The following is a 26,455-nucleotide window of genomic DNA, read 5'->3' as shown; positions in this document are numbered from 1 at the left end:
CATATCCTTCATGGTGGCGCGGGCGGCCGTCGCCGCGCCATCGGTGGAGAATTATCCTCTGGGAACCATTTTCGTGGCGCATCATGGGAGAGATGTTGTGTTCGCCACTGAACGAGAGTTTTGGATTCGAAGACAAGGTAAGCCTCCCGTAATGTCGCCCGAAATCGGCGCGCCTCGGAATGCGGTGTTTTCGCCAGACGGCAAGAAGATCATCCTCAATTATTACAGCAGTTCTTTGGTGGTGAGTGCGTTGGATCTGCATATCCTCAAGCATAGACACGCCATTGCATGGTGGGAAGGGAATGGCATGGGCTGGCTGGACTATGAAGATTATCTGTTTACGGGCGGCCGCCGTCATCCCATCAACATAGGACGAACTGATTTCTTAGCAGTCGATGAAAGTGGCGCATACTTCTTGGGCTTGCGTCCGATCAAGACTGGGAACGCAGAGGAAGACATCTCCAATCCTAAATCCTATATGCAGTTATGGAAGCGAGGAAAAGACGGTCGACTGAGATATGCGTACAAGATGGAGACCGCCATTTTTGATCGTTTTGAGGGAGACCCCACGCATCTAGCAGTACTGGGAGATCGGCTCGCCGTTTATGGCTATCCCGCAGGCGGCGGCGTGGGATACGACTATATCGATGTTTGGCGACGGGGTCGCAGTGCAGACACTGTCAAAGATAGCGCTGGGGATAATCTCATCTTCCGTGAGCAGGGTTCGTTTGTCACCCCCAACGCGATCATTGGTCTGGCGGAGACGCTCGTGACTGCGGATAGGCATCCGACCCGATATTTCTATCGAGTGACAGATTCGGGAATGACTTTGACGCCTGTTGCCGATAATGTTGTCCTCGTCACGTACGATCCGGCGCGGGGAATTGGTCTGGGCGTCCAAGGCAAAGATGTGGTGACAGTCACATACCATCCTTAATACGCATCGCCACCGCGCCGAATGGTTATCAACGATGGCGCTACTCCTGATCGTATGCCGCTTGCAAGCCGGCGACGTCGAGCTTGACCATTTGCATCATAGCTTTCATAACGTTTTGCGATTTCACGGGATCGGGGCCGCTCATCAGTTCGCCGAGCGCTTTAGGCACGACTTGCCAGGAGAGACCGAACTTGTCGGTTAGCCAGCCGCATTGGACTTCTTCGCCGCCTTCGGTGAGCTTGGACCAAAAATGATCCACTTCGGCCTGGTCGGCGCAGTCGATGGAGAGCGAGATCGCCGGGGTGAATTTGTAGTGCGGGCCGCCGTTTAGGGCCTGAAACTCAACGCCATCCAGTTCAAAAGACATCACCATGACCTGTCCGGCCGGTCCCGGACCGCCTTCGCCATAGCGGGAAAGGCTGGTGATTTTTGAGTTCTTGAAAATGGATACGTAGAAGTTGACGGCTTCTTCGGCTTTATCGTCGAACCATAAAAATGGGGTGATTTTCTGTGACATACGATTCTCCTGGTTTGTTGATGCGGTCTTAATTGTGGTCTTCGCGGTCGCCCCAAATCGTTTGGAGATAGTCGATCTGGCGCGCGTGACCGGCCATGTGCCCGGCGGGGAAGGTCATCGCGAAGTCGTAGGGGAACTCTCCGAACGCCGTCCAGATCATCGTTTCCAGGGTTGCCGGCGTGGCGTTCTCCAGAGCCGCAATCAGTGCAGCGGACGAAGCTTCGATCAGTTTGGCGGCATCGTCGCGTGAGATATCGGTCGCCGCGTCGCGCGCATAAATCTGGGCGGCAGCTTCCTTAGCGGTGCTGGCGAGCGGCCATGGCTCCCCGCGCAGGAGAGTGGCGAAGGTGGCGTTGGCGCCGCCGCAGTGCGCCGCGATTTGCAGGGGCGTGCGCGCGCTGGGCGACGGTGACCAGTGTAGCTTATCGTCCGGCACATAGGAGAACGTGCTGAGCAGCAAGTCTCGGGAACTTATCACGGCGCTCTTCGCGCGGGCGATCGATTCTATGGCGGGTGAGACGAGAGTTTCCGGCATGATGGATATCCTCCAGGGACAATAGGTCGGTAAGGTGCTTGCTATTTCTTAGTCGCTTGGCGAAGCTGCTAATCGACATCGGAGCGCGCTGGGCCAATAAAATATTTTCTCTCGTGATTTGTGATAGAATAGATCGACCTTATCATGATTTTTTGCACTCTGCTGATCTTTATCATATCGGGCGTGATGCTCGTTGCGCCGCTTCGCCAATTGTCCGCCTATTTGGGAAAGGAAGAAACGCGTCTGCGCGGCGACGCGGAACGCCTTCCCACAGGGCGTCTTTTCTCCTGGAGATTACGTACCTTTGGCGCGCTGGTGCGGGATGAAAACCATCCCCAGCATCGCCTGGCGGCGCAGGTGGCGCTGCTTTTGGCTGTCGTGCTGCTGACGGTTTTGATGCTGCTGCGAATTTTGGCGGCGTGGCGTTAAATCCCTCCTTACACCTTGGGCTAAAGATGCTTTTTGCCGCCTTGGCGCATATGTTGCACTCTCCCCGCGCAGTGTGATAGAATGACGATATCTTCAGATCGTGGAGCGAACCCTTTGACCAACACCAGCAACGTGCGGACCATTCTCGCTACCGACTGCGGCAGCACGACCACCAAGGCCATTCTCATTGAAAAGAAGGGCGACGAGTATCGATTGACGACGCGCGGCGAGGCCCCGACGACGGTCGAGGCGCCGTTTGACGATGTCACCATCGGCGTCTCGAACGCCGCCCGCGAGATCGAAGAGCTGTCGGGACGCACGATTTTGGATGCGAATGGACAGGTCATTACCCCAACGGCGGCCAACGGCGATGGGGTGGATCTATATTTGAGCACTTCCTCGGCGGGCGGCGGCCTGCAGATGACGGTGGCGGGCGTAGTCAAGTCGATGAGCGCGGAGAGCGCGGAGCGCGCGGCGCTGGGCGCGGGCGCGATCATCATGGACGTCATTGCAGTGGACGACGGCCGCAAGGACTATCAGAAAGTGGAACGGATTCGGGCGCTGCGCCCGGACATGATCCTGATGTCCGGCGGCACGGATGGCGGCACGGTGACGCACCTGACCGAAATGGCCGAAATGCTGCGCTCGGCGGACCCGAAGCCTCGCCTTGGTATCGGCCTCAAACTGCCGGTCATCTTCGCCGGAAACGTCGAGGCCCGCAAATCCGTCCATGACGTCGCGGGCGATATTGTCGATATCCGCGAAGTCCCGAACCTGCGTCCCACGCTGGACCGCGAGAATTTGGGTCCGGCGCGTGAAGCGATCCACGATCTCTTTCTCGAACACGTCATGCAGCAGGCCCCAGGCTACGCGAAGCTCACTACCTGGACCAGCTCCGGCATTATGTCCACGCCGAACGCCGTCGGCAAGATCATGGAGACGATCGCGCGCGAGCGCAAGATCGACGTGCTGGGTGTGGACATCGGGGGCGCCACCACCGACGTCTTCTCCGTCTTCGGCGGCGTCTTCAACCGTACGGTCTCCGCGAACCTCGGCATGTCCTACTCCATCTGTAACGTCCTCACCGAGGCGGGCATCGCGAATATCGCGCGCTGGATCCCGTTCATGGCCGACGACGCTTATCTTCGAAATCAGCTGCGCAATAAGATGATCCGCCCGACCACCATCCCGCAGAGCCTGCGCGATCTCCAGATCGAACAGGCCGTCGCCCGCGAGGCGCTGCGCCTGGCCTTCGAGCACCACAAGTCGCTCGCGCGCGGCTTGAAGGGCGTGCAGACTAAAGCCGGCGTCGAGTTCGAGCGCGAGGCGACGGGCAAGACGCTCGTCAACATGATCGAGCTGGACATGATCATCGGCAGCGGCGGCGTTCTCTCCCACGCTCCTGAGCGAGCGCAGAGCGCCCTGATGATGCTCGACGCCTACCAGCCTGAAGGCGTCACCATGCTCGCCGTCGACTCTATCTTTATGATGCCCCAGCTCGGCGTCCTTTCCACGATCCTCCCCGAAGCCGCCACTCAGGTCTTCGAGCGCGACTGTCTGATCAAGCTCGGCCACGTCGTCGCCCCCATCGGAACCGCGAAGGAAGGCGAACCCTGTCTCACCGTCGTATTCAAGGATAGCACATCGGAAGTCGTTCCGTTCGGCCAGCTTCGCCTGATCCCACTGAAAGAAAACGAGACCCAGGAAGCCACGATCACGCCTGCGCGTAACTTCGATGTCGGCGCCGGCAAAGGCAAGCCGATCACCGTCACCCTCGAAGGCGGCGTCGTCGGCCTGATTCTGGACACCCGTGGCCGCCCGGTCATCATTCCCAGCGAGCCGACCCAGCGCGTCGCCAAATTGCAGGAGTGGCTTCGAGCCATCGGCCTCACCGTCCACACCGGCTCCTCCGAGTAACCCGCATGACCGCCGCAGACGCGCTTGCCTATTTGACCGCCCATGCCGATCCCCAAAAAGCAATCGGCATGGGCCGCTATTTCAAGACCGGCCCTGGCGAGTATGGCGAGGGCGATTCGTTTCTCGGCCTCACCGTCCCGCAAACCCGCGCGGCCGCCAAACGCTTTCAAGCTCTGAGCCTCTCCGAAACCGAAGCGCTTCTGCATTCATCCCACCACGAAGCCCGCCTCCTCGCCCTGCTCATCCTCGTGAACCAATATCAAAAGGGTTCGCCACAGACCCAAGAGGCCATCTTCACCCTCTATCTCCGCAGCACCCAATACATCAACAACTGGGACCTGATCGACGGGACTGCCGAATATATCGTCGGCGCACATTTGCAGCACACCGGCAAGCAGATCCTGATCGATCTCGCCCATTCTCCCGATCTCTGGCGCCGCCGCATCGCCATGCTCTCTTGTTTCCACGACATCAAACAAGGCAACGCCGCGCCCTCTTTCGTCATCATCGATATCCTCAAAAACGATTCGCATGACCTGATCCAAAAAGCCGTCGGCTGGATGCTCCGCGAAATCGGCAAACGCTGCTCCCGCGCCGAGATCGTCGCCTGGCTGGCTCAAGACAGCCAATACAAAGCCCTCCCGCGCACGACGCTGCGCTACGCCATCGAGCATTTCACTCCAGAGGAGCGGCAGTTGTATTTGAAGGGAAACGTGGTATCGTTCCACCAATCTGGTGGAGAGATATGATGGAGACAATTCACATAATCAGGAGTGCTTATTTAGAAAATGAACGTCTTGTTTGGATCCGCGAGCCTGAGAAAAACCTGAACGCAGATCATCTCTTTGTATTTCTTGATGGAGAGCTTTACCGTGAGCGGGTCGAAGCGAACGCCGTAATCGACAAACTCCTTGCGAATGACGAAATTGCGAACGCCTGGTTTGTGTTCGTTTCGATGGAAAGCGTCGAATCGCGCTGGCGAGAATGTCCCTGCTATCCGCCGTTTGCGAAATTTATCGTGGAAGAGCTGCTTGTGTGGCTGGAGGGACATTATCCAGGGATAACAGCCGCCCGGCGAAGAACATTAGTCGGCTTGAGCTATACGGGTCTGGCGGCGGCGTTTGTCGCGAACGAGTTTCCGGACGCTTTCCAAAAGGTCATCGCTCAATCCGGCTCCTTCTGGTCCGATGACTGTCGGCTTATTGACGAGTTCCAGCGCATCTCTCGCAGAAGCTCCACGGGATTCTATCTGGATGTGGGGCGCCAAGAGACGCAGCAGAATGTTCGTCATCGCGAAGATGTGCTGCAAGTGGTTTCTCAGATTGACGCGGTCAGAAGATTTCGGGACGTTTTGCAGGAACGAGGATACGCGGTCAAATATACCGAGTTTGACGGCGGCCATGAGTTCGCCGCATGGCGTAAGACGCTGCCGGATGCTTTGCTTTGGGCGCTTGCGCCCTAAACGTTGCTTTGGTCAAGAGCGGTGCTCAATCTGCCGCCATATCGTTCGGCGGCGTCCGTTATGGGTATGTATCTTTTGATATGCGGCGTCATTCGTCGCTGTTTATGCTCTGCCCACGACCGGAGGTCGCCGTTTGCCGAATTCCCTTGTCCGACAATTCGTAGTTTCTCTGTACGCACTCGCATTCGCCGCAGGCGTCATTATTTCTTGTGCGCCTAGCGCATCCGCCGCGCCCGCCGAAAGCGCTTCCGCGAAATCCGCCATTGAAGCTGTCTATGATGAAATTAACGCCTCTTTTGAGCGGCGTGATCTGCCCCAGATGATGTCTTACTTCACCCCCGACTACACGGAAGTCGATGAGAAGGGGAAGCGGCATAACAAGGAATCGGCGCGGCAGGGGTATCAGAAGCAGCTAGGGCAAATCAAAAGCATTCAAAGCCGCTACTCCATCTTGAACGTCACGCCGTCGCCGGACGGGACTCTGGTGGAGATGAAGCTGCACTCGGACGGGGTGGGGGTGAAGCGAGTACTGTTCGCCCGGCTCAAAGGAACATTCGTCAGCGACCTGCATGTGCGCGATTTGTGGGTGAAGACCCCGCAAGGCTGGCGATTGCAGCACCGCCAGACGCTTGAGAACAATCTTAAGATCCATCCTGGCTAAATGCTTGCTGGGGTGTGCGATGTCATCGGCGCCGACACAGATATTGGGGCACAAAATTTAGATGTGCGGGCAGGCTTTCCTCCCTGCTGTTTCGCGCGCGGTGAGGTCGATCAGCCTGGGCAGGCATTTCCAAATGTGGTGTCGGTAGGCGCTGTTTGGCCTAGTGTTAGCACGAAGGAGTCCGATGGATCCTCCGCGCCGGTAGCGTCATTCTTCACGAAGAAGTTGACGGTCATTTTCCCATTATTAATTGTTCCTGTGAAAATGGTGGGAGCCTGTACGCCCACCGCCGGAGTGAGATGCGAGACTCCAGTCACCACGAAGTTGCCCGCGCTGTTAGGCGTGATTGGACCATTAAAGTGAGCGCTGAAGCCGCAATGCATCGCAAAATCACCTCCCGTGTTTGTTAGGTGAAGGGCAATTGTGGAGATGGTGCTGATGCCTGTTTGCTGGCCTCCCCAATCTCCCAGAGTTGCGTTATGTTCCAAAGGCGCGTCGTCTCCTCCACTTCCACCTCCGCAGCCGGAAATGACTAGGACCGCCGACAACATGGTAATCACTCGTATGGAACTGCGCATCGTGTATCTTCTTCTTTCTCAGTGGCTTCGGCGATCTCTCAACTGTCGCATGTTATTTTACACTCTCTTCATGAAGCCTGCAAGTCATTCTCGTATTTATTGTTGAGTTTTGTCAGTTTTATACGTGTGACGCCGTTGCTCCCGCAAATACCCCGCGATCATCACAAACCCCTGCACCGCCATCACGTTTGTGACGCCATAGAAGATAAATTCTTCCAGCGGCAGCGGCCCCGCGTAAACGCCGATCACGCGTTTTGGGTCGACGCTCCAGATGCCATGCCCGAGGGCGAGAGCGTCGCAGGCTCCTAAGTACAGAGTGGCGAGGGTGGAGACGACGAGTAGGAGGCGGCGGCGTTTCCAGAGTTCGCGGCGGGCGACGAGCCATTGGATCGCGATTACGGGAAGCGCCCAGAGGAGCTCGTACATGAGATAGGCGTGCGGGGTTTGCATCAAAGGTCGTCGCCTCCGGAGAGGCGCGCGTTTTTGGAGAGCCAGACGGTAAGGAGGCAGATGAGGATGCTTTGTAACCCGTAAAAGGCGTATTCTTCCCAGGGCAGGTATCCAAGGAAGTGGCTGCGCGGGGCGAAGACGGGGTCGAACGACCAGAGGCCGATGCGGGCGGCGTGGTTGTCCCAGGGGGTGGTGTAGACGAAGGCGAGCGTGCAGACGAGGACACAGGCAATCCCATGGCGGCGCTGGAATTTGCGGCGCAGCAGGGCGGCGAGAAGGAGAATGGGGACGACGAGGAAAATTAGCAGGAACCCAGCATAGGTCATGCGCTATTATAGCTTAGGACGGTCTCGATTAAAGCTCAGGCTTTTTGGGATCGCCTTAGAAAGTATCTTCGTTTCCCATGTCACAAAAGAAGGTCGTGATCGTCGGCGCCGGGATCGGCGGACTGGCGACCGCCATGCGCTTGCAGGCGCGGGGCGGGTTTTCGGTGACGGTGCTGGAAAAGAACGCCACGGCCGGCGGACGGTGCAATATTTGGGAGGCCGAGGGGTTCCGGTTCGACACCGGGCCGTCGCTGCTTCTGATGACCGACATCTACCGTGAGCTGTTCGCCTTCTGCGGGGCGGACTTCGACGCGCTTGTTCCCCTGATCCGTATGGAGCCGAATTATGGGGTCCACTTCGGCGACGGTTCCTCCATGATCATGTCGAGCGATCTGCCGACGATGATCGCGGAGCTGGAAAAGATTGAGCCCGGATCTGTCTCTGGATACTATCGGTTTCTCGAAGACGCCGGACGCAAGTATCGCATTGGTCGGTCGGAGTTCGTCGAGAAAGACTTCCGCACGGCGGGCGACTTCTTCACGGCGCATAATTTAGGGCTCCTCAAGAAGCTCAATGCGCTGGACAAGCTCTACACACACGTTTCCCAATTCTTCAAAGACGATCGGCTGCGCCAAGCGTTCTCGATGCAGTCCATGTATCTCGGCATCTCTCCCTTCGACGCGCCTGCCGTCTACACCCTTCTCCCATACACTGAACTCGCCGAGGATGGCCTTTACTACCCTAAGGGCGGACTTTACTCGCTGCCGCGCGCGATGGTCAAGGTCTGCGGGAATTTAGGCGTGGATATCCACACGGAGCAGCAGGTCAGCGAGATTGTGATCCGGGATGGGAAGGCGATTGGCGTTCGCGTGGGCGGCGAGGTCATTCCGGCGGACATTGTGATCTCCAACGCCGACTTGCCTTATACCTACACGGACTTGTTAGAGGCGCGCCCGAAACGATACGAAGAGAACTCGTGGCGCAAGCAGGCGTTTACCTCGTCGGCCTTCGTGATGTATCTGGGGACGGATCGGCAGTACCCCGAGCTTCACCATCACAACTTCTATCTTTCGAGCGATTACAAGCGCAACTTCGAGGAGATCTTCGACGCCAAGGTTGCCCCGCGCGATCCGTCGTTCTATATCAACGCGCCGGGACGCACGGACCCGTCCGTCGCGCCCGAGGGCGGGGACAATCTCTTTGTGCTCGTTCCGATCCCGCATCTCACCCAGCAGCAGCAGTGGACGGACGAGCAGATCTCGGTGTTCCGAGAGAAGGTCTTTGATCGGCTAGAAGCGCGGGGACTGACGGACTTACGCAAACATGTCGTGGTGGAGCGGGTAATAACTCCGCACGATTGGGAGCGGCAATACAGCCTCAAGTTTGGCGCGGCCTTTGGGCTGTCGCATGGGATTTTTCAGGTCGGATATTTCCGGCCTGCAAATAAAGCCCCACATGTGGGTAACCTGTACTTTGTGGGGGCGAGCACCGCGCCGGGCACCGGCGTGCCGCTCGTCTGCCTGGGAGCAAAGCTCGTATCCGAGCGAATCGCAGCGGACGCCGCTTAGAAAACATCTCATCATGCCGCAAACGGAGCTGGACCTGGCCTATGGTCTATGCAAGCGCATCAACGCGCACCATGGCAAAACGTACTACTTCAGCACTCTCTTTTTCCCGCCCGAAATCCGCCAAAGCGTCCACGCCCTCTACGGGTTCGTGCGCTACCCGGATGAAATCGTGGACAATCCCCAGCCAGGCGACGATCCCAAGCGGGGCCTTCTCGAATACCGCGACGCCACCCGCATGGCTCTCAAGATCGGAAGCTCCAGCAACCCGGTGCTGGCCGCCTTCGCCGACACCGCCAAGCGCTACGGGATTTTCGAAAAGTATCCTCTGGCGTTTCTCGACGCCATGGCGATGGATCTCACCCGCAGCCGCTATGAGACCTTCGAAGACCTCAAGACCTACACCTACGGCAGCGCGTCCGTCGTCGGCCTGATGATGTGCTGCGTGATGGGTGTGACCGATGAGCAGGCGCTTGTCCACGCCCACGACCTGGGCCTCGCAATGCAGCTCACCAACTTCTGGCGCGACATTGGCGAGGACTGGCGCGACCGCCAGCGCATCTACATCCCCCAGGAGGACCTGCGGCGTTTCGGCTACACCGAAACCATGCTCGCCAACGGCGTCGTCAACGACGCCTTCCGCGCGCTCATGCGCTTCCAGATCGCCCGCGCCCGAGAATACTACGCCTCCGCCGACCTCGGAATGGCCAGCATTCCATCGCGCTGTCAATTGCCCGTCATGCTCGCCCGCCATCTGTATGCCCAAATCCTCGACAAGATCGAAGAAAACGACTACGACGTCTTCGGCCGTCGCGCCCGCACCACGGCGCTTGAGAAAGCCAGCGCGCTCGTTCGATTGAGGATGAGCCGGGCTGCGTAATTCGTCTGCTGGATACTTTTGCGGGCTTTGATCCTTTGCCGCTCCGCACCTGCATCGACGCGACATCTGGCGGGTCCGTAAAGGCCCAAACTTCGTTAGGTACTTCGTCGTCAGTTTTTTGTCGCATGATAAAGTTGAGGGACTTGCGGGTCGTAAAAGGAGCATTCGAACTCGTAAGCGATGTCAACTAATTGGTTCATCGTCTGATCTTTCAATCCATAGCAGTCAATTCGGAAGTGCTGGGGGGACCATGTGACTTGAAATGCTCCCTCACCTTCGCCCCCCTGCCAATTGAGTTCGATGCACGTTTTCTCTAAATAGAACGGTTCGATGTCGGAAAATACGGCGTGCATTCTTGCGATCATATCGTCAATTGGAAGGGAAGCGAGTTCTGCAACGGATTCGCCTTTGCACAGCGCTTCGTAAATCTTCTGCGGCGTCTTTTGTAAGTATGGGCCAGGCCGCCAAAAATTCAAGTCATAACTCATGCTGCGATCCTTTGGACTACAGTTTGACGCGCGGTATTATCTTCGTAATGCTCCGTAATTGTTAGGATTCCTTCTTGCCATTCAAATTGGACAACGCTGAGAAATGATAGGCAATAGAAATTCGATCCGCCCTTGCTTTCAATCCCAAACAGTTCGCCACTGATCGTGTAGCCGAATACTTGATCCACCATAAAACTGAAGCGAGAATTCGTGGCGGCGTGCCTGTCGTAGCCACGGCCACCACGTTCGCGAGTAATGCCCTCACTGATAACGATCTCATGTCCAACGAATGATTGCAGGGCTTCGACGAGGGCAACCGCTTCGTCGCCCGAAAGTCTTATCCGCTGGGTTTGTCTAATTGTCTTGCCTTCAATATCCATGTTGACCTTTGTCTTCTTCTGTCTTCGGATAAGAGAAGCAGCTTTGGGGCACGTATTCTTTCGTCTGATGGCTGCTTTCCCAGTACAGTTTGATCAGCCGCACGCTCCGGCCGTTCTTTTCGTAATACTCTACGACGATCGGGTAGGGATGGTTCGCCTGAAGCGTCACCTGCGCGGAATCCTCGGAGGCGGGGTGGATCGACCAGTTGTCGATCAGCAGTTTGCCGTCGATGTAGAGCCGGACTCCGTCGTCGGAGGCGGTGTAGAAGGTGTAGGTCTCGGAGTAGCGTGGCGTGATCTTGCCTGTCCAGCGGACTGAGTAAGGGTTCCATATCGGCAGGCGCGCATCGACTTGCTTGTGCGTCCAATTGAAATTGATGGCGGGATCCGGGCGCTTGAAAAGCGGCTGTTCGAAGTTTTGGCCCAGAAAGTATTCCCCGAGCAAACCACTGCCGTCTCCGCCGCCGTCGACTTTGCCCACCCCATTAATCTTAGGACGCTTCGGCTTCTGGCCCTTGTCGACCGGCCACACCAGGTTGCCGCGCGCGCTGTGTGAACCGATGGATGCCGGAATCAGAGGAAACGCATGTGGCTTGGGGCTGGCGACCGGGCGGCGCATCGCTTTGGGAACGAGCGCGCCTGGGATCGCGTCGTTTTTTTCCTCATGGACTGTCGGGAGCTGCGGAGTGCGGACCGGAGTGCTGAAGTTCCAATCACGGTTGGACGCTGTCTGACGATTCGACGGACCGGACTGGCGCGGTGAGCCTTGTCCGCCGGCGTCTTGCACTATGCGCGCCACGCTTGGGTTTACGCCGACGCCATGCGCTGCCGTATTTTTACCTCGGGGAGAGGAGGGGGCATGAGACGCGCCATGATCGCCCGACTTCTCCATTCCTGTTCGGCCATCCTGGCTCGTGTGTTGAGGAGAGGGGACGGACGCGAGGCGACGCTCGGCGGCTTGACCCGTTTGCTTGCCGTCGCCGGGTTTGCGGAAAGCTTTCCGCCCTGTCGTTCCCGTCGGCGTCTGTCCCGCCGTGTCTTGTTTTCCTTGGCCTTGCGCCGCCGTGCGGATTGGGCTGCTGGCGATGCTTTGCCGCGGTCCGGCGGCTTTCGGGACTCCAGCGTCACTCAATCGGGCGTGCTGTTCAGTGTCTGGCCTATGGGCGGCGTTCGCTTCCTGCTCGGCCTTCTTTTCCTCTGCTTTTATCCATGAGCTGGACTGGGGATCCGCCGCCGCGTTTTGCGACATTTGCTTGGGCGCTCGCGTCTGCGGCTTGATCGATTTCTTTGTCTGCGCCGATTGTACGAGGCGTGCTTCGCGCGCATGATGCTTGAGCGTAGGGAGGGCAGAGTTGGATTTTCCTGAGATCGTTGTTTCTTTGCCTGAGTCTTCGTTGTCAGATTGCGAGTTTTCGGGCGGCATGGCTTCCAGCTGGATCAGCCGGGTGGGAAGCGGCGGTATTGGTTTCTGGGCCGGAGCTTGCGCGGCCTTCCAAGTGTCAGAGGCGCCGATGCAGGTGATCACGCCGGCGTTCAGACAGAGCGCCAGCAGGAAAGGTTTGATCAGGCTCTTATCGTTTCCCATGCTTCGCCTCAGGGGTTGGGGCCTTGGAGCCGAGCTTGACAGGCTCCGTCGCGACGACAATCGGCGCGGCGCTTCCGGCGCGGGTGAGGGTTTCGCTGACGATATCCATGACGGAAATCAGAGTTTGCGTTTTTTGAGTTGGCGCGACATTCACCACGACCGCCGCGTTCGGATGCGCGGCGATTTCCCGCTGAAGCGCCGCCGGCATATCGGCGGGCGCGAGGGTGTGGGCGTTGAGATAATAACGGCCGTCCGGCGCGACGGTGAGAGTGAGGCGTGGCGGCGTCGTTGTGGCCGCAGTCGCCGATGCGTTGTCTCGGGGGATATTGAGGCCGAGACCCTGCATCTTGACCATCGACATCGTCGAGAACATAAAGAAGACCAGCAGAAAGAAGATCGTATCGATCATCGGAACGATCTCGATCCGCGCCTTGCGCAGCTTTGGCTCCGGGAACTTCATGGGCGGCGCGCCTCCAGATTTCTTGGAAGCGTGGCGATCGTGACACTTGCGGCGTCCGCCTGTTTCGCCAGATCGAATAATCTCAGGAACCGAGAGGCGGGCAGCTCTTTATCGCAATTGATCAGCACGGTCAGGGTTGGGTCTGTCTGTACGCGCCCACGCAGCGACGTCAGCATTTGCGCTTCGGTGCAGCGGTCTTTGTCCAGAAATAACGCGCCGTCGCGCGCCGCCGTCAGCACTACCTGATGCTTCGGGGCAGGACGCGATGTCTCACTTTCCGGCAGGGAGACGCGCTTTGCGTTGAGGGAAACCATGGACAGGCTGGTGATCATAAAGAAGACCAGCAGAAAGAAGATGGTGTCGATCATCGGCACGATTTCGATGCGCGCCGGTTTGATTTCAGGCGATGACATCTTCATATTCGGTTTCCTTGGATTGTCGGTTCGCAATCAGCTCGACCGCCTGGGTCGCGCCGCGCTCCATGGCTCGCACCACCGCGCGCGCCTGCTCTCCGAGAGCGTTATATCCGACAAGGGTCACGATCGCAATCGCAAGTCCCGTCGCCGTTGCGATCAGAGCCTCCCCGACGCCGCCTGTAATCATCGACGGCCCATTCAGGGAGCTGGGATCCGCGACGACGTGGAACGCCTTGATCATTCCCGTCACCGTCCCCAGCAGTCCCAGCAGTGGAGAAACGGTGATGACCGTATCCAGAATCCCCAGGCGCTGTGTGACCTTCGGTGTTTCCTCCTGCGCCAGCACTTCCAAGGACCGCTCGATCGCCGCGACATCTCGATGCCGCCGTGTGATGGCGTGCGCGAGCACCCGCCCGACGGGGCCGTGATGGCTGCGGGCCAGCTCCAGCGCCTCGTCGTCGCGCCCGTCATGCATCTGCTCCATCACGCGCGCGATCAGCAGGTCCGCGCCGGCCAGCGCCCGCCGCAGCGCCCCGGCGCGTTCGATCATTACCGTTACGGACAATATGGCGCATGCCAGCAGCGGCCACATCACCGGACCGCCGCGCAGCAAAAACTGAAGACCGTGAACAAACATGGGATCTCCTCGGAGCTCGCCGATCGAAAGGCAAAGCATACGTGAAAGAATAGTACCATGTCTATGGCGGTTATCTCATGGGGAGGGAGACGCAGATGCATTCCGAAGGCGGAACGCAAGAAAAGGCCCCCTTTCACATTCTAAAGATAAGTGAATGGGGGCCGCGCGATCTGTTCCGAGAAAGATATTTAAGTTGTTCGGAACGACATCACCGAAGACGTAATCGAAGCGCCGGAGCCGCGCGATGTGACGGTGTAGTAATAGGTTATCCCGCGCATCAGGCCGCCAATTCCCATCAAGTGAGTCGTCACGGGCGCAGCGAGCGAGAGGCTACTTCTCAGACTGCTGGGCGTTAGTCCAATGGAAACGATGGAATCCGACGCAATGTTCGTTTTCCAGGTGATCATAGCCGCCGCACGCATGACGGTATGAGTGGGAGCGCTGACCAGCGAGATGATGGGAGACGGCGCGACGGGGGCGGCCGCCGCCAGATGGTCGATGAGGCTGGCGCCTTTGAAAGATCCCCATCCGGTCGCGTTGTCGTAGCCGGCATAGGTGTGGAAATACAAGTTAGTGCTTCCATCACGAATATCAAAGAAGTCTTGCGTGTAGCGGGAGTCCTTGCCGATCTTGTAGATGAGCGGATTGATGAACCCGACCGGCGCGGCGCCGTTGGCGGCGCGCTGCTGGTTGACCAGGGCGGTGAAGGCCGCCCAGAGCGGCGCCGCACAGCTCGTGCCGCCGAAGATGCACCATCCGCCATTGTAATAGACTGAGTAGCCGGTATAAGGATCGGAGTTCAGCGCAACGTCTGGAACGTTACGCGCGATGTTGGATGCGCCGACGCCGGCCTGGTAATCGGGTTTGGCCCAGACTGCGCTGATTCCGCCGCCGCCTGCGCCATTGTTCGCAGAGCCATGGTTCCAGGTCGTTTCTTTCAGATACGTCCCGTTCGCGTTGAGAAAGAGCTGCGTGCCGCCGACGCCCGTCATATAAGGCTGCGAGGCCGGATCGTTGACGCTCAGTGATTGCCCGTTATCGTAGGCGCCGGAATCGCCGGAGGCCGCGAAAATCGTCTGCCCTTGCGCCGCCATCTGGCGAAACGCCGTATTCTCCGCGTTTCGAATGACCGGGCTGCAGAATGGCTCCGAAATGCCCCAGGAGGTGCTGACTTGTTTTGCGATGTTGTCGCTGGCGATACGGTTATACGCCGCGATCACTCCCGCCGCCGTGTTCGGGGCCTCGTAGACCATAATCTTGCTCGCTCCAGGAGCGAGCGCCATCATCATCTCGATATCCAGAGTCACTTCCCCGGAGTTCACGCCCGCTTGGCCGTTAGCGCCGCCGACCAGGACGTTCTGGAGGGGAACATTGGGCAGTTTATACGCGCTTGCGTACTGGGCGATATCGCGCGGATTGTATCCGTCCAGCTGAAATAGGCCAAGCACCTGCCCGGAGCCGTCAAGCTTTTTGGTCGAGTTCTTGAGGGTCAAGCCAGTGAGGTTATAAGCCTTACGGATATCGTCCGGCGTGAGCGTTCCTCCGGGGCCGTGACCGACTTGATAGGGCTGAAGCGCCTGCGCCGTCGCTTTCGGAACCAGATAGCTCTGCGCCGCCCAGTGCGCCGATTCATCCAGGCCCACGACGCCGCTGAGCTGCGTGGCGATAGAGGCGGGAACGCGCGGCTCGGCGCTGGGCGCCCGGAAGGACGAACCGTCCGGCGCGCGGAATGCGCGCATCTGCAGCCCCATCGATTTCTCCACGGCGGCGTTGGATGCTTGTACGGTCACGAGTGTTCGGTTTTCGAATGTCCCTGTAACAGTGAAGCCCTGGGCGCGGGCATATTGGACGACGGCGTTGTAATCCGCCGCCGTGGGCGCATACCGGTCGATGAACTGCTGCTGGGTGAGAAAACGGCCGTATTGAGGATCCTTGGGATCGTAGAGGCGGCGCAGCTGGTCCGAGAGCTGAGATTCATTGCGCAGCGGCAAAGAAAGAGCGAGCGCGATGGACTGAGCGGCCGGCGCTCGTCCGACCAGATGGGCCGTGGCGGCGGCTTGCGAGAGATGTCCGCGCAGCGGGACCGTGCTTTGCGCCTGAGCCGATGCGCCGCCGAAGCGAGCCGCCAGAGCGAGGCAGGCGATCCCCGCGCCGATCGAAGATTTATTCATGGTTCCGAGACCCTTGATACGCTTGGATTTCAAATATCCGCCAGGAATCGCAGGGGCATGTAAATTGCAATAAACCCAATAAGATCACCAGGGTTTTCCTCAAATGTTATGGAAACTGGCGAAGTTGAAATATTGCGATGGACACGCCGCAGGAGATTACCGAGCGGCTGAGCCTTTGATGGGCACGGTATTATTATCGGAAGCAGTAAAAAGGACAGGCAGATGTCAAATCTACGAGGATTGAGTCGGAGTCGTGGCGATGGGTGAGGATGGAAGGAAAAGTGTGAGGCCCGAGGTGGGAAGGGTGGTCCCCCCGGCAGGATTCGAACCTGCGGCCGACAGTTTAGAAAACTGTTGCTCTATCCGCTGAGCTACGGAGAGACGAAGCGCGAATTGTCGAGAGGGAAAATTGGAGCGGGCGACGAGGATCGGACTCGCGACATTCTGCTTGGAAGGCAGACGCTCTACCACTGAGCTACACCCGCTTAATGAGTATAGTATACCTCAATAATCAGAATTTCGTACAGTCTTTTGATGAAAAAAGCCCTGCCCCATTCGGGGCAGGGCTTGGAAGTCATGCGATTAATATTGAACTGTCAGCACAGGACGGCCCGTGGCGGCCTCGCGGCTGCCGAACTTAAAGTAGATGCCGGCGGATGTGGTGTCCAGGATCTGAAGCGTGACTACCTGACCATTCTTATCTTTCAGGTAGTTCGTGAGGTCCCAGGTGTAGTCGCCTACGGCGGAGGTCACGATACTGGTCCCGGCCAGCGTTCCCGTGCTCAGCGCGTCGGATGTCAGGCCGCCTCCGGCGACGGCGCTGGCGAACGAGAGCGTGGAGTCAAGCCAGGAGTTGTCACTGACGCCGTAGACGCTCAGCGGGACCGCTTTGCTGGTGGTCGTGCTGGTGATTGTCATCTTCAGCTGCGCCGCCGTGATCGGCTTTGTGGCGCCGGTCAGGTCGAACTTCAGATACGTCACCCATCGTCCCGTGGTCGTGTTACGATAGACGCCCAGCATGGTTTCAGCGCCGTGCTTGGCCGTGTCGGTGGCCTGGACATAAGAGTCGCTGATCGGGGAGAGAGCCAGCGTTGTTGGAAGCGCCGGCGCGTCGCTTGATGTCGGGATTACGATCACGGTCATCGAATAAGCTGGGAACACATAGTCGAATGCTCCGCCGGGAACAGTGAAGTTTGAGGGTGTCAGTCCTGCGTTGCTTGCATCCTCCGACTTGCCGTACTGATACACCTCAGCCGGAGCGGATCCCACGGGGAATGCTCCCAGGTTGATATGGCCTGTCAGCGCAACCGCCGAGGACTTATTGACGACCAGAAGCGCCAGGCGTCCGTCCTGAAGCTGCGCCGCGTAAACCGGCAGTTTATTGTAATCCGAGTTCGCACTCACGACTTTGTCGCCGCTGCGGCCCCAGTGCGTCATGAGCTCCATGGCGCGATAGGCCGGGTAGGGAGTATTGGCGGGTGTATCCGCACGATCGCCAGTGGCCAGAACGCCATAATCTCCGAAAATTCGCCAACCATACAGCGATGAGTTGTTGTTGTGGGTTTCCGAGGCGTTATGCAGATTCCACCACATGCACGCGTTGAACTCGGTTTTGGCGATGTTCGCAAAATTATCGGCTAAGAACAGGCCGTTGACCAGGCTGACGGTTTGCTTGCCGGGCGCCGACGACACCGAGTTCGTCTCCGTTGCGGCCAGCTCAATGGAGTCCGATCCGGCCCCGATGTAGTCGGTAAGCATTTTGCGGATGAACGCGGCGTCCGAAGGCCATTTCGATGCGCTGAGCAGGAGGCCGTCATCCGATTCGGCGCCAGGCTCCTGGGGGTACTGGTGGTGGATCAGAAACTCGGGCAGAATGTGGACGCTCTTGAGATACGCCAGCACGACGGGAGACCAGCCGTGGTGGACCTTGTTACCTTCATTGGGATTGACGGCGTTGCGCGCGCTATTGCCGTAGGTGTCCTGTCCGGGGAAAATGACCACGCCGACCTTGATGTTCGGATCGACCGCGTGCATCTTGGTCAGGAACTGAGCGGCGTAGGTCCCATAGGTGTACCCATCATGAGCGACGCCCGAGAGGGTGCTGCCGGCGACGCCATGCTTGTCATTCTCCCAGCTGCCGAAGCATTCATTGCCGATTTCCCAGTATTTGATGTTGAACGGAGCTGGGTGCGCGATGCGCAGGAAGTTCAACCCGTCGTCCTTCGCCAGCGGACTCGCTCCGCGAATCGCCGCCCAGTAGCCGATCGTGTTCCAGTACTTGCCCTTGGAATCGGTGCCAATGACGGTGGTGTTCGTCGTGGCGCCGTTGGCGTAGGCGACCCAGGCCGCCGCCATTTGCGGCGTGCCGCTGCCGTAATTCACCGTGATGTAGGATTGTGCTCCAGTCGCCTCCGCAAGTTTGGCGAACGTTGGGAACGAAACGGTCCATGGATTTGAACCGCCGTCCGACTTGCCGGTGTTCCAGCTATAGCCGTCCGAAGTGGAGCCGCCGGGGAAGCGCAGCACTTTGTTGCCGATGGAAGTCAGCGCGGTTTGAGTGGACGGCAGGGTGAACTTATTGTCCCAAACAGCGGTGTTCAAGCCAAAGAGGCGTGGATCGATCGTACGAATCGGGGTGGAGGCGTCCACAGTCAGGGTTGCGTCGGTGCGAGGGGGTAAGTTCGAGCCGACCAGTCCGATGTCATCGATATAAAATGTGGGAATGGCGCTGCCGCTCTGATTGCTGAACCAGAATCCATCGAGCGTGAGCTTGTCGTCGACGGCGAGGGCGGTGAGCGGGATCGTCACCTTGGTCCATGTGTTCGCCGCGAGCGGAGCCAGAAGCACGCCCGTCTTCTGCGCGCCGTTCAGCGTTCCGTAAACAGTGACTTTCTGGCCGCCCGTAGCCCCGCCGTTAATCCAAAAGGTGAGGTCGGTGTAGTTGCTGCTGTCGATGGCGGTATGGTGCACGTAAAGCGCCTGATAACCGCCTGCGGCCACGCTGATAGAGGTGCTTCCGGACTGGGCGGCGGCTGTGCTGGAGTAATTCAGTGTCGCCCAGCCGTAATTTTGCCAGCCGTTTTGAAGACTGTCATCGTAAACGATTTGATCGGGCGCCTGAGCGTGGGCGCCCGGCTGCATACCGAAAGCGCCCAGAGCCGCCAAAGCGACCAGGGTATTGCGAAGTGACATATTGATAGAACTCCTGGGGAGCAAACATACATTTTAGTGGTTTGCATGACAACACAGACGTGCGCTGTCGTATACAGTTAGATCATAGATTGACGCAGTGTCAATCCATAGTCCAACAGTATTATTGGAGCATTCTGCAAGGAACTGCAGAAAATCCAGTGTGTTTGCCTGATTAGGTTTGTCGGAGGGTTGTCAAAATTTAGTACTCCTTGATTGTTGTCTTTGTTGTAATCGCACTGCAGTCTAATCGGAACAGTTGCACGCAAGATAAGAGCGGGACGACTGCGGCGTTGAATCAGAGGAGTATGAACACGACGGGCGGAATCTGCGTCTTAGGTCACAATTAAAACGAAATAAAGGTGTCCGGCTGCGGACATCTTTATTATACGGCGCCTTTATTGCATTCAGCAAGGATACGGGGATTTTTTTTTGTTACCGCCTGTTAATATTGCGTTGTAATAGTAAGCTAGTCTGTTAATCTAAGAAGCTGCTCGACGAATTTCGCATGTTCAGTTCCTTCTTTTCACACGAGCCATTGTTCGAAAAGGTCGCGGCTTTCCTGGGGAAGGACGCCTTCGATCCTCCATAGCGGCTCCCAGGCGCATGACGCAGGGTTCCAGCGTGGAGACTAAGACTACATCGCCCGAATGCATTCACCCGGTTGTGGCCGCGCGCAACGATCCTCAGCGATTCACCCTCTCCTTCTCTGTGTTTTCGTGATTTGGAGTACATACCGGCCATATTGGCTCTTGAAACCTGCGGCAGGCAATCTTGATGTGATATCAAAGCGATTTTATGGAACAATATTACGCATCCTGTCGTCTACCGTCAAAGCTGCATTATATGCTCCAAGTCGAGACGTGAGCGGCGCAGCAGAGCGCCAAGGAACCGTATGAACGTCCGCGACCAAATCGATGCTGTTCCCACGCTGAAGTCCGGCCCAAGTCCGGCTCGCGCTGACGAAGCCGAACGTCAGGCGCGGATCTTAGAAGCCATCCTCGCCAGTCTTTCCGATTTTATCTTTGCTTTGGATTTGGAGGGACGCCATGTCTTTGTTGGCGACGCGGCTTTGCGTGCGCTTGGCAAAGCGCGTGAGGACGTTTTAGGCAAATCCCTCTTCGAAATCGGGCTCCCAGAACTTCTGGCGGAGCACGTCGATCAAGTTTTCCGAAAGGTTGTCGCTGAGGGACAGACGCTGCAAAGCGACATGGAGGCCCTGACGCCGTTTGGGCAGCGCCGCTTCCAATATCTCTACACCCCTATTTTTTCTCCCGAAGGCGATCTGGAGACCGTGCTTGTCAATAGCCGCGACATCACCGCCGAGCGCCGGGCGCTGGAAGCTCTCAGCGAAAGCGAAATCCGCTTTCAGACGCTGCTTGAGCGGTGCCACGACGCGATCGCCGTTTCCAAGGGCGCTGTCCATGTCTACGCGAACCGCGCCTACGCCAATATGTTCGGATATGATCGCGCCGAGGAAATTAGCGGTCTGCCGGTCTTCGATTTTATCGCGCCGTCGGCGCGCGAGCAGATCGCCGAGCGGATTCGCCTGCGCGGCGCGGGGGAGGCGATCGAGACGATGTACATCACGCGTGGGCTTCGGCGTGGCGGCGAGGAGTTCGACATGGAGATAAGGGTCTCCACGTATCTCTGGCGCGATGAGTTGTACACGCTTGTGATCCTGCGCGACGTTTCGGAGGAGCGCCGTCGCGACTCCGACTTGCGGCAGCAAACGGCGGCGATCAAGAGCCACCAGGATTGGCTCGAAGCCGTACTGAACCTGCTCCCGGTCGGCCTGACCTTCGTGGAGCCAGGCGCCGGCCGTATTGTGTTCGCCAACGGCAAGGCGAATGAACTGGCGGGCGGCGACTTCGTGTCGGCCCTGCTGGAAGACAAGCAGCGTGATGTTTACTCTCATTACGACCAGGAGGGAACTCGTGTTCCACTGGAACAGCTGCCATTCGCGCGCGTCGCGCAGGGCGAGCGTATCCAGGGCATGGAGATCAATTGGCGGACTCCCGCAGGCGACCGGCCGCTGCTGGTGTTCGGCGATATGATCCCGGCGCTGCACGGTCACAGCGAGACAGGGGTGGTGGTTTTTCAGGATATTGGGGAGCAAAAAGAACTTCAGAGCCGCCTCGCGGCGTCGTACGAACGGGAATGGCTCATCAACTGGATCGGCGCGACCATTCGAGGTACAACGAACTCGGCGGACATCCCTGCGGCGACGGTGGCGGCGCTCGGCTCGGCGCTGCGCGCCGACCGATGTTACTTTGTTTTCTACGACATCGAGCAGGGCCGCTCGTGGGTTAAGGACGAGTGGCGCGTCGACAGCGCCGCTACGCTGATTGGCGAGTATCGAACGTCCAGTCACGATTCGATCCTGCAATCCTATCAACACTCGATCGGTCAGACGCTCGTGATCGAAGATATCGCCACGGACGCCCGTTTCCCCGAGCTCGCCGATGAACTTCTGCGCCTCGGTCTGAGATCTGGGATCCGGGTGCCGCTTTACGAGAACCAGAATCTGGTGGCGGTCCTGGTAGTGGCAATGTCGCAGGAAGCCCGGGCGTGGACCGGGGACGAAGTCGCGCTCACGGAATCGGTGGCCGTCGTCTCGCGGACCGCCGCCGAGTCGGCGCGCACCCTGGAGCGTGAGCGGAACATCGCTAACAATTTGCAAAACGCCCTCAATCCGGCTGCGCCGTCATCGGCGCCTGGTCTCGATGTCGCTGACTTCCATCGCGCCGCGCTGGATGAAGCCAGCGTCGGCGGCGACTTCTACGATGTCTTTACGCTCAAAGACGGCGTCACAGCCCTTGTCCTTGGCGATGTTTCTGGCAAGGGGCTGGCCGCCGCCGCACAGGTCGCCACAGTGCGGAATATGCTTCGGACCGTCCTGTACCTCCACGATGATCTGGCCAAGGCCGTGTCGATCTTAAACGATCTTGTGGTGGCGCACGATCTGCTGCGCGGCTTCGTGACGCTGTTTGTCGGATGCTTTGACGCCGCCGACCGCACGCTCACCTACGTCTCATGCGGCCATGAGCCTGGGATCTTGCAGTGTGCGGAGGGCGGCCCCGTGCATATGCTTTCCGCGACGGCTCCGGTGCTCGGGATCGGCTCCGGCGCGCCGTTCCACGCTGAGCGCCGCGCGCTCTCTCCCGGCGACCGTTTCCTGGTCTATACGGACGGCCTTTCGGAAGCCGGGCCGGACCGCACGAGCCTGCTCGGCTCCGAAGGATTGGCCTCCATTCTCAAGCGGGAGATTGATCCGAGCGCTGCCGCCTTGATGACTCGGGTCATGGAGGGCGTGCACGCATGGGCCGGCGGAGATTTACGTGACGACGCCTGCCTGCTCGCCTCCGTAGTCAAATAGGCGTTGCCCGCCTCTTCTTCCTCATCATCGCCCGCCGCGCCCCACGCCACGACGCCGTCGTACCAATTCTCGGCGAACAGCATGGGAATCGTTCCCTCATTGGCGAGCGCGAGGCCGCAGGCGTGGGCGAATTCCCGGGCATAATCCTCCATCGCCACGCGCAGAGCGGCCGACCCCTGGTCATCCTCCATCCGGGCATAACCATGAAATCCGACCAGCGTCCAATCCTCCGTGACCCCGATGAGCTTACGACCCACCACGCGCCCCGCGCCGTCGCGGGCGTAGATCACGCGCTTGTTCCACTCACAGGCGTTCGCGACCGTGGAGAAGGAGTTGGCGCCGCCGACGCTCAGGCATGTCCCCACATAGTTTCCCATCTGAAGAATTTGCAGCGGATCAAGCTCCATCGAAAGACAGAGCTTTTCGCCGGGGATGTCCGGGCATGCAAGTTCTCTGGGAAACTCCGAAGTCCACACATCGATCTCCACGCCCTTGCTCCTCATTGTAGCGAGAAACTTTTGATTTGCGGGATGCCGATCGCGCCACTCTTTGTCTCCGCTCAATTGGGCGCGCAGGAGATTCCGGAGCAGTTTCTTGTTGAAGGAGATGTTCGCGGTAAGGATAGTAGCGTTGATCAGGTCCGAAGCAAACTCCAGACCATCCGGCAGTGGTCCAAGCACGGATTCCAGCCGCCGCCGATATCGGTCGACGATCCATTTCTCCGCCATCTCGATTTGCGCTTCGGCGTTGACATGCGCCAGGCGCTCGGACGCCTCCGCAGCGATTTCCGTTTGTAAGCCTTCGGTATCGGAGAGGAGCGCCCCGATTTTCTTCGCTCGCGCCGACAGTTCCGGCTTTTGAGAAGCATACTCCCACTCCGCGATCAGCCGATCCCGCCTGTCCAGAGCGCGCCGAACGCCCGGCGGGACTGTTGTCGCTTCTCCAAGCAGCCAGCGCGCATGCAGATATGCATTCATGGTGGGCGCGAGTTCGGGAGCGGCCTGGAGAAGACGCCGCCATGAGGCGTCGGCGCAAAGAACCACGGGGAAGGCCGATCCCGCCTCGCCGTCCCACTCCTGCTGAGGCTCCATCCCCTTGATCTGAGCCGTCACTTCCGGCCCAAGCCTCTGCGTCATACCCAGGCGCGCCAGCAAGTCGGCGCATCGCTGAGGCTGCCTGGGAAAGCTTTGCGCCAGCGCCGCAGCTAGCGAGGAGCCGGGCTGGACCCGATCCAGACCGTCCGTGAGTTCATAGTAAGAATGGTCGAACTTGTGCGCCATCGCCGTCTGTACGATGTCCTGGAATGCGGTCTCACCTTTGGGATTGAGCGTCTTCGCCATACGCACTCCAAGCCGGAACGCCTCATAAGAGCCATAGTCTTCATGGCGCGATTTCATGTGTGCGGCAATGAAGTCAAGCCCCCATCGCAAGCGCCGCTCCGTGAGTTCCAGATCTGATTTTTCCATCTCGGCCAGGTAGGCGATCAATGGACTACAACAGTCGCACAGTTCGGCGTGTTCGTCTGCGAATGCCGCCAGTGTGGGAAGAAAGCGCGTCATTTGCTGAAGACGATCCTGGGGGGTGGGAACGTCTTCCAGCGTTTCCAGTAATTCGAGCACATGACGACGAGTTTTGGGAGAGTATGCCTCCAATGCGTTTCTGATCGGATAAAGCGCGCGAATTGCGTCACGCGCGGAGGCGCGCCAGCCGATCAGCGTGGTAACGCAGTCATAACGAGCTCCCTTTTCGCACGGAGAAATCCACTCCATCAGCGAGATTGCGACACGGTATTGCTGCGGATCCGTCCATTCTTCTCGTGACAATGATGCAACCGCCGAGAGATAGCCGATCGCGCCGTCGTCCAGCGCCAAGGCGCGCGCCACGACCGTCTTGTCGCGGCTGGCGGCGAGCAGCTTGCGGCAGTCCATGACGACATCACGCCGCTCGCCTAGCCAGAGATCGAAACGATACTTCACCGTGCGCGCGTTTTTCCCCTGGGGCATCACCCGGAATAGCCATAACTCCTCAGATTGTTCTACGAGAAGCGCCAGGTAAGCCGGCGTAATATCATCTCCCAATTCCAGGCCAGCGATCAATACTCGGCGCGCCGATGTATGAAGCATGGCGAAGACCTCGGAGCGGTTGAGAAGCGTGCGTGAGAGGGAGTAGAGAGAGCCGGCGGCTTGTAAGAAGAGTCGCCCTGCCTCGGCGCCGTGCGTGTCGAGGCACTGGTGGAATAAGCCGGCAATTTCGTCCACGGCCTCTTGCCGCTCCGCGTGCAGCATTTCGAAGGTCTCCAAACGCTGCTGGGGAAATTCGTGATCTGGGAGATCGTCCTTCACATCGAGCATTTGCCGCTCCAGCGCACATGCTTCAGAGGCGACCTCCGCCATGATGACAGCCTGGGTTGGGCTTTTGCCTGAAGCGACCCATCCTCGAACTTGAGCGATTGTGCAGTGGAATGCGCTCGAAGATTGCAGGGCGGCAAAGCAGCGGCGCGCAAGCGTCTTACCGTCTGGAGGCTCCAGCAGCGCCAGGATCAGAGAGGTATCGTCGGTCAGTCCATGTGCGAGTCCCCACGCAAAGCAGCGATCCCGCCAATCTTCACCGTCCGTCTTGCATGGCCGCGCGGTGACAAAGCCATGGCGTTCGATGGCTCCCAGCACGAGCCCCGCCAGCGCACACGCCGCTTCGGGAGCGTCTGGGGCGGCAAACAAGGCGCGCAGCGGCGTGATGGATAAATCGCCGAGCAATACTAATGCGCGGCTGGGAGAATAGGGGAGTTCGCCAGCGCAAAGTGCTTCTGCGACGAGCAGTGAAACGAGTGGCGGGATGGAGGAGGTGTCTCGGCGGGCGGTGCTTTCGACCAGGCGCTCCAAATCGAGCATGGGAAGGGCATGGAGCCGTTTCGCCAGCTCCAATTGCGATTGTTTCTGTGTGAACCAGGCGTCAATATCACCAAACGCGATCCGTGACGCCCTGGGGTATTGCGAGATCTTATGCAGGGACCGCTGCGCCTGAGCAAACAGAAACACGCCGGGCGTGGCGTCGCCGGACTCCGTGCGCCAGACGATCTGACCATCGAGCCATTGCGGACGCCCGTCCAGCCACGCCACGCGCGTCGCCAGCATCCGCACGGCCAGTACATGCTTAGACTTCCCTGGATTTGATTGACCCTTCTTCCGCCCCATCGCCTTTTCCCTCTCTCTTCGCCATATCGCCGGGAGTGGCCGCGAACGCTAAAGAAAGATCTGATGGAACATTTCACGCCGTGATGCTGTCCCTCTTATAACAGCAAGACAATTGCTGACGAATGATTTACCTTCGGAGGAAAACAATGACGAATAACTATAAAACTACGATTGCGGTAATTGCAGGAATTGCAACCTTAGGATTGGCGGGATTGTCGGCGGCGAAGCCGGCGGCCGCTGCTCCCGATCACAACTCATGGGATCGAAGCGGATATTCCAGTCAGGATCAGAACTGGCGCGAC

Annotated in this window: 22 protein-coding genes and 2 tRNA genes; 9 read left to right on the top strand and 15 right to left on the bottom strand. The window is 58.6% G+C overall.

The window, feature by feature from the left end; genetic code table 11:
- On the top strand, positions 1 to 937 hold a 937-nt coding region (locus ABIZ35_RS22010), incomplete at its 5' end, for a hypothetical protein (protein ID WP_348222079.1).
- A gap of 40 nt (positions 938 to 977) precedes the next feature.
- Here ABIZ35_RS22010 and ABIZ35_RS22005 read toward each other — a convergent pair.
- A complete protein-coding gene (locus ABIZ35_RS22005) occupies positions 978 to 1,454 on the bottom strand; it encodes a VOC family protein (protein ID WP_348222078.1) in 477 nt (158 codons plus the stop codon).
- Between the two features lie 28 nt (positions 1,455 to 1,482).
- Positions 1,483 to 1,989 (bottom strand): DinB family protein, encoded by a 507-nt coding sequence (locus ABIZ35_RS22000; protein WP_348222077.1) that lies wholly within the window; start codon positions 1,987 to 1,989, stop codon positions 1,483 to 1,485.
- A gap of 144 nt (positions 1,990 to 2,133) precedes the next feature.
- On the opposite strand from ABIZ35_RS22000, the gene ABIZ35_RS21995 reads away from it, so the two are divergent.
- The 5 genes from ABIZ35_RS21995 to ABIZ35_RS21975 all read left to right on the top strand — a co-directional run bounded on the left by ABIZ35_RS21995 (position 2,134) and on the right by ABIZ35_RS21975 (position 6,458).
- Positions 2,134 to 2,418 carry a hypothetical protein gene (locus tag ABIZ35_RS21995; protein WP_348222076.1) on the top strand — a complete coding sequence of 95 codons (285 nt, stop codon included), beginning with the start codon at positions 2,134 to 2,136 and terminating at the stop codon, positions 2,416 to 2,418.
- Between the two features lie 114 nt (positions 2,419 to 2,532).
- Positions 2,533 to 4,335, top strand: a complete 1,803-nt coding sequence (locus tag ABIZ35_RS21990) for a glutamate mutase L (RefSeq protein WP_348222075.1) — start codon at positions 2,533 to 2,535, stop codon at positions 4,333 to 4,335.
- 5 nt (positions 4,336 to 4,340) lie between these two features.
- On the top strand, positions 4,341 to 5,084 hold the full coding sequence (locus ABIZ35_RS21985) for a DNA alkylation repair protein (RefSeq protein WP_348222074.1): 744 nt from the start codon (positions 4,341 to 4,343) through the stop codon (positions 5,082 to 5,084).
- On the top strand, positions 5,081 to 5,797 hold the full coding sequence (locus ABIZ35_RS21980; RefSeq protein WP_348222073.1) for an alpha/beta hydrolase-fold protein: 717 nt from the start codon (positions 5,081 to 5,083) through the stop codon (positions 5,795 to 5,797). Before ABIZ35_RS21985 ends, ABIZ35_RS21980 begins: the two co-directional genes overlap by 4 nt.
- Before the next feature lie 133 nt (positions 5,798 to 5,930).
- Positions 5,931 to 6,458, top strand: coding sequence for a DUF4440 domain-containing protein (locus ABIZ35_RS21975; protein WP_348222072.1), 528 nt, complete (start codon positions 5,931 to 5,933; stop codon positions 6,456 to 6,458).
- A gap of 110 nt (positions 6,459 to 6,568) precedes the next feature.
- On the opposite strand, the gene ABIZ35_RS21970 is transcribed toward ABIZ35_RS21975, so the two are convergent.
- The 3 genes from ABIZ35_RS21970 to ABIZ35_RS21960 form a co-directional block, all read right to left on the bottom strand.
- Positions 6,569 to 6,946, bottom strand: coding sequence for a hypothetical protein (locus ABIZ35_RS21970; RefSeq protein ID WP_348222071.1), 378 nt, complete (start codon positions 6,944 to 6,946; stop codon positions 6,569 to 6,571).
- A 186-nt stretch (positions 6,947 to 7,132) separates the two neighbouring features.
- A complete protein-coding gene (locus tag ABIZ35_RS21965) occupies positions 7,133 to 7,486 on the bottom strand; it encodes a lycopene cyclase domain-containing protein (RefSeq protein WP_348222070.1) in 354 nt (117 codons plus the stop codon).
- Entirely contained in the window at positions 7,486 to 7,812 is a 327-nt protein-coding gene (locus ABIZ35_RS21960) for a lycopene cyclase domain-containing protein (RefSeq protein WP_348222069.1), read from the bottom strand. The genes ABIZ35_RS21965 and ABIZ35_RS21960 overlap by 1 nt, the downstream gene beginning before the upstream one ends.
- 77 nt (positions 7,813 to 7,889) lie before the next feature.
- Here ABIZ35_RS21960 and crtI point away from each other — a divergent pair, with 77 nt between their 5' ends.
- Positions 7,890 to 9,380, top strand: coding sequence for a phytoene desaturase family protein (gene crtI / locus ABIZ35_RS21955; protein ID WP_348222068.1), 1,491 nt, complete (start codon positions 7,890 to 7,892; stop codon positions 9,378 to 9,380).
- A 13-nt stretch (positions 9,381 to 9,393) separates the two neighbouring features.
- Positions 9,394 to 10,257 (top strand): phytoene/squalene synthase family protein, encoded by an 864-nt coding sequence (locus ABIZ35_RS21950; RefSeq protein WP_348222067.1) that lies wholly within the window; start codon positions 9,394 to 9,396, stop codon positions 10,255 to 10,257.
- Between the two features lie 110 nt (positions 10,258 to 10,367).
- On the opposite strand, the gene ABIZ35_RS21945 is transcribed toward ABIZ35_RS21950, so the two are convergent.
- The 10 genes from ABIZ35_RS21945 to ABIZ35_RS21900 all read right to left on the bottom strand — a co-directional run bounded on the left by ABIZ35_RS21945 (position 10,368) and on the right by ABIZ35_RS21900 (position 19,586).
- Complete coding sequence (locus tag ABIZ35_RS21945; protein ID WP_348222066.1) at positions 10,368 to 10,745, bottom strand: hypothetical protein; 378 nt, start codon at positions 10,743 to 10,745, stop codon at positions 10,368 to 10,370.
- A complete protein-coding gene (locus ABIZ35_RS21940) occupies positions 10,742 to 11,125 on the bottom strand; it encodes a hypothetical protein (protein WP_348222065.1) in 384 nt (127 codons plus the stop codon). Before ABIZ35_RS21940 ends, ABIZ35_RS21945 begins: the two co-directional genes overlap by 4 nt.
- Complete coding sequence (locus tag ABIZ35_RS21935) at positions 11,115 to 12,710, bottom strand: PA14 domain-containing protein (RefSeq protein WP_348222064.1); 1,596 nt, start codon at positions 12,708 to 12,710, stop codon at positions 11,115 to 11,117. Before ABIZ35_RS21935 ends, ABIZ35_RS21940 begins: the two co-directional genes overlap by 11 nt.
- Positions 12,697 to 13,170: a biopolymer transporter ExbD gene (locus tag ABIZ35_RS21930; protein WP_348222063.1), complete on the bottom strand. Its 474-nt coding sequence runs from the start codon at positions 13,168 to 13,170 to the stop codon at positions 12,697 to 12,699. Before ABIZ35_RS21930 ends, ABIZ35_RS21935 begins: the two co-directional genes overlap by 14 nt.
- Entirely contained in the window at positions 13,167 to 13,589 is a 423-nt protein-coding gene (locus ABIZ35_RS21925) for a biopolymer transporter ExbD (protein WP_348222062.1), read from the bottom strand. Before ABIZ35_RS21925 ends, ABIZ35_RS21930 begins: the two co-directional genes overlap by 4 nt.
- Positions 13,570 to 14,223 (bottom strand): MotA/TolQ/ExbB proton channel family protein, encoded by a 654-nt coding sequence (locus ABIZ35_RS21920; RefSeq protein ID WP_348222061.1) that lies wholly within the window; start codon positions 14,221 to 14,223, stop codon positions 13,570 to 13,572. Before ABIZ35_RS21920 ends, ABIZ35_RS21925 begins: the two co-directional genes overlap by 20 nt.
- Before the next feature lie 188 nt (positions 14,224 to 14,411).
- Positions 14,412 to 16,394 (bottom strand): S53 family peptidase, encoded by a 1,983-nt coding sequence (locus tag ABIZ35_RS21915; protein WP_348222060.1) that lies wholly within the window; start codon positions 16,392 to 16,394, stop codon positions 14,412 to 14,414.
- Between the two features lie 305 nt (positions 16,395 to 16,699).
- A tRNA-Arg gene (locus ABIZ35_RS21910) sits at positions 16,700 to 16,775 on the bottom strand.
- A 29-nt stretch (positions 16,776 to 16,804) separates the two neighbouring features.
- A tRNA-Gly gene (locus tag ABIZ35_RS21905) sits at positions 16,805 to 16,879 on the bottom strand.
- Positions 16,880 to 16,976: 97 nt separating this feature from the next.
- Positions 16,977 to 19,586 carry an alpha-L-arabinofuranosidase gene (locus tag ABIZ35_RS21900; RefSeq protein WP_348222059.1) on the bottom strand — a complete coding sequence of 870 codons (2,610 nt, stop codon included), beginning with the start codon at positions 19,584 to 19,586 and terminating at the stop codon, positions 16,977 to 16,979.
- Between the two features lie 892 nt (positions 19,587 to 20,478).
- Between ABIZ35_RS21900 and ABIZ35_RS21895 the strand changes: the two genes are divergently transcribed.
- Positions 20,479 to 22,962 (top strand): SpoIIE family protein phosphatase, encoded by a 2,484-nt coding sequence (locus ABIZ35_RS21895; RefSeq protein ID WP_348222058.1) that lies wholly within the window; start codon positions 20,479 to 20,481, stop codon positions 22,960 to 22,962.
- Positions 22,963 to 26,455 lie beyond the last annotated feature (3,493 nt).

It is taken from the genome of Capsulimonas sp., from assembly GCF_039929585.1.
GTDB lineage: Bacteria > Armatimonadota > Armatimonadia > Armatimonadales > Capsulimonadaceae > Capsulimonas.
Note: the sequence above shows the minus strand (reverse complement) of the source record. Positions and strands in the feature narration are given on the sequence as shown.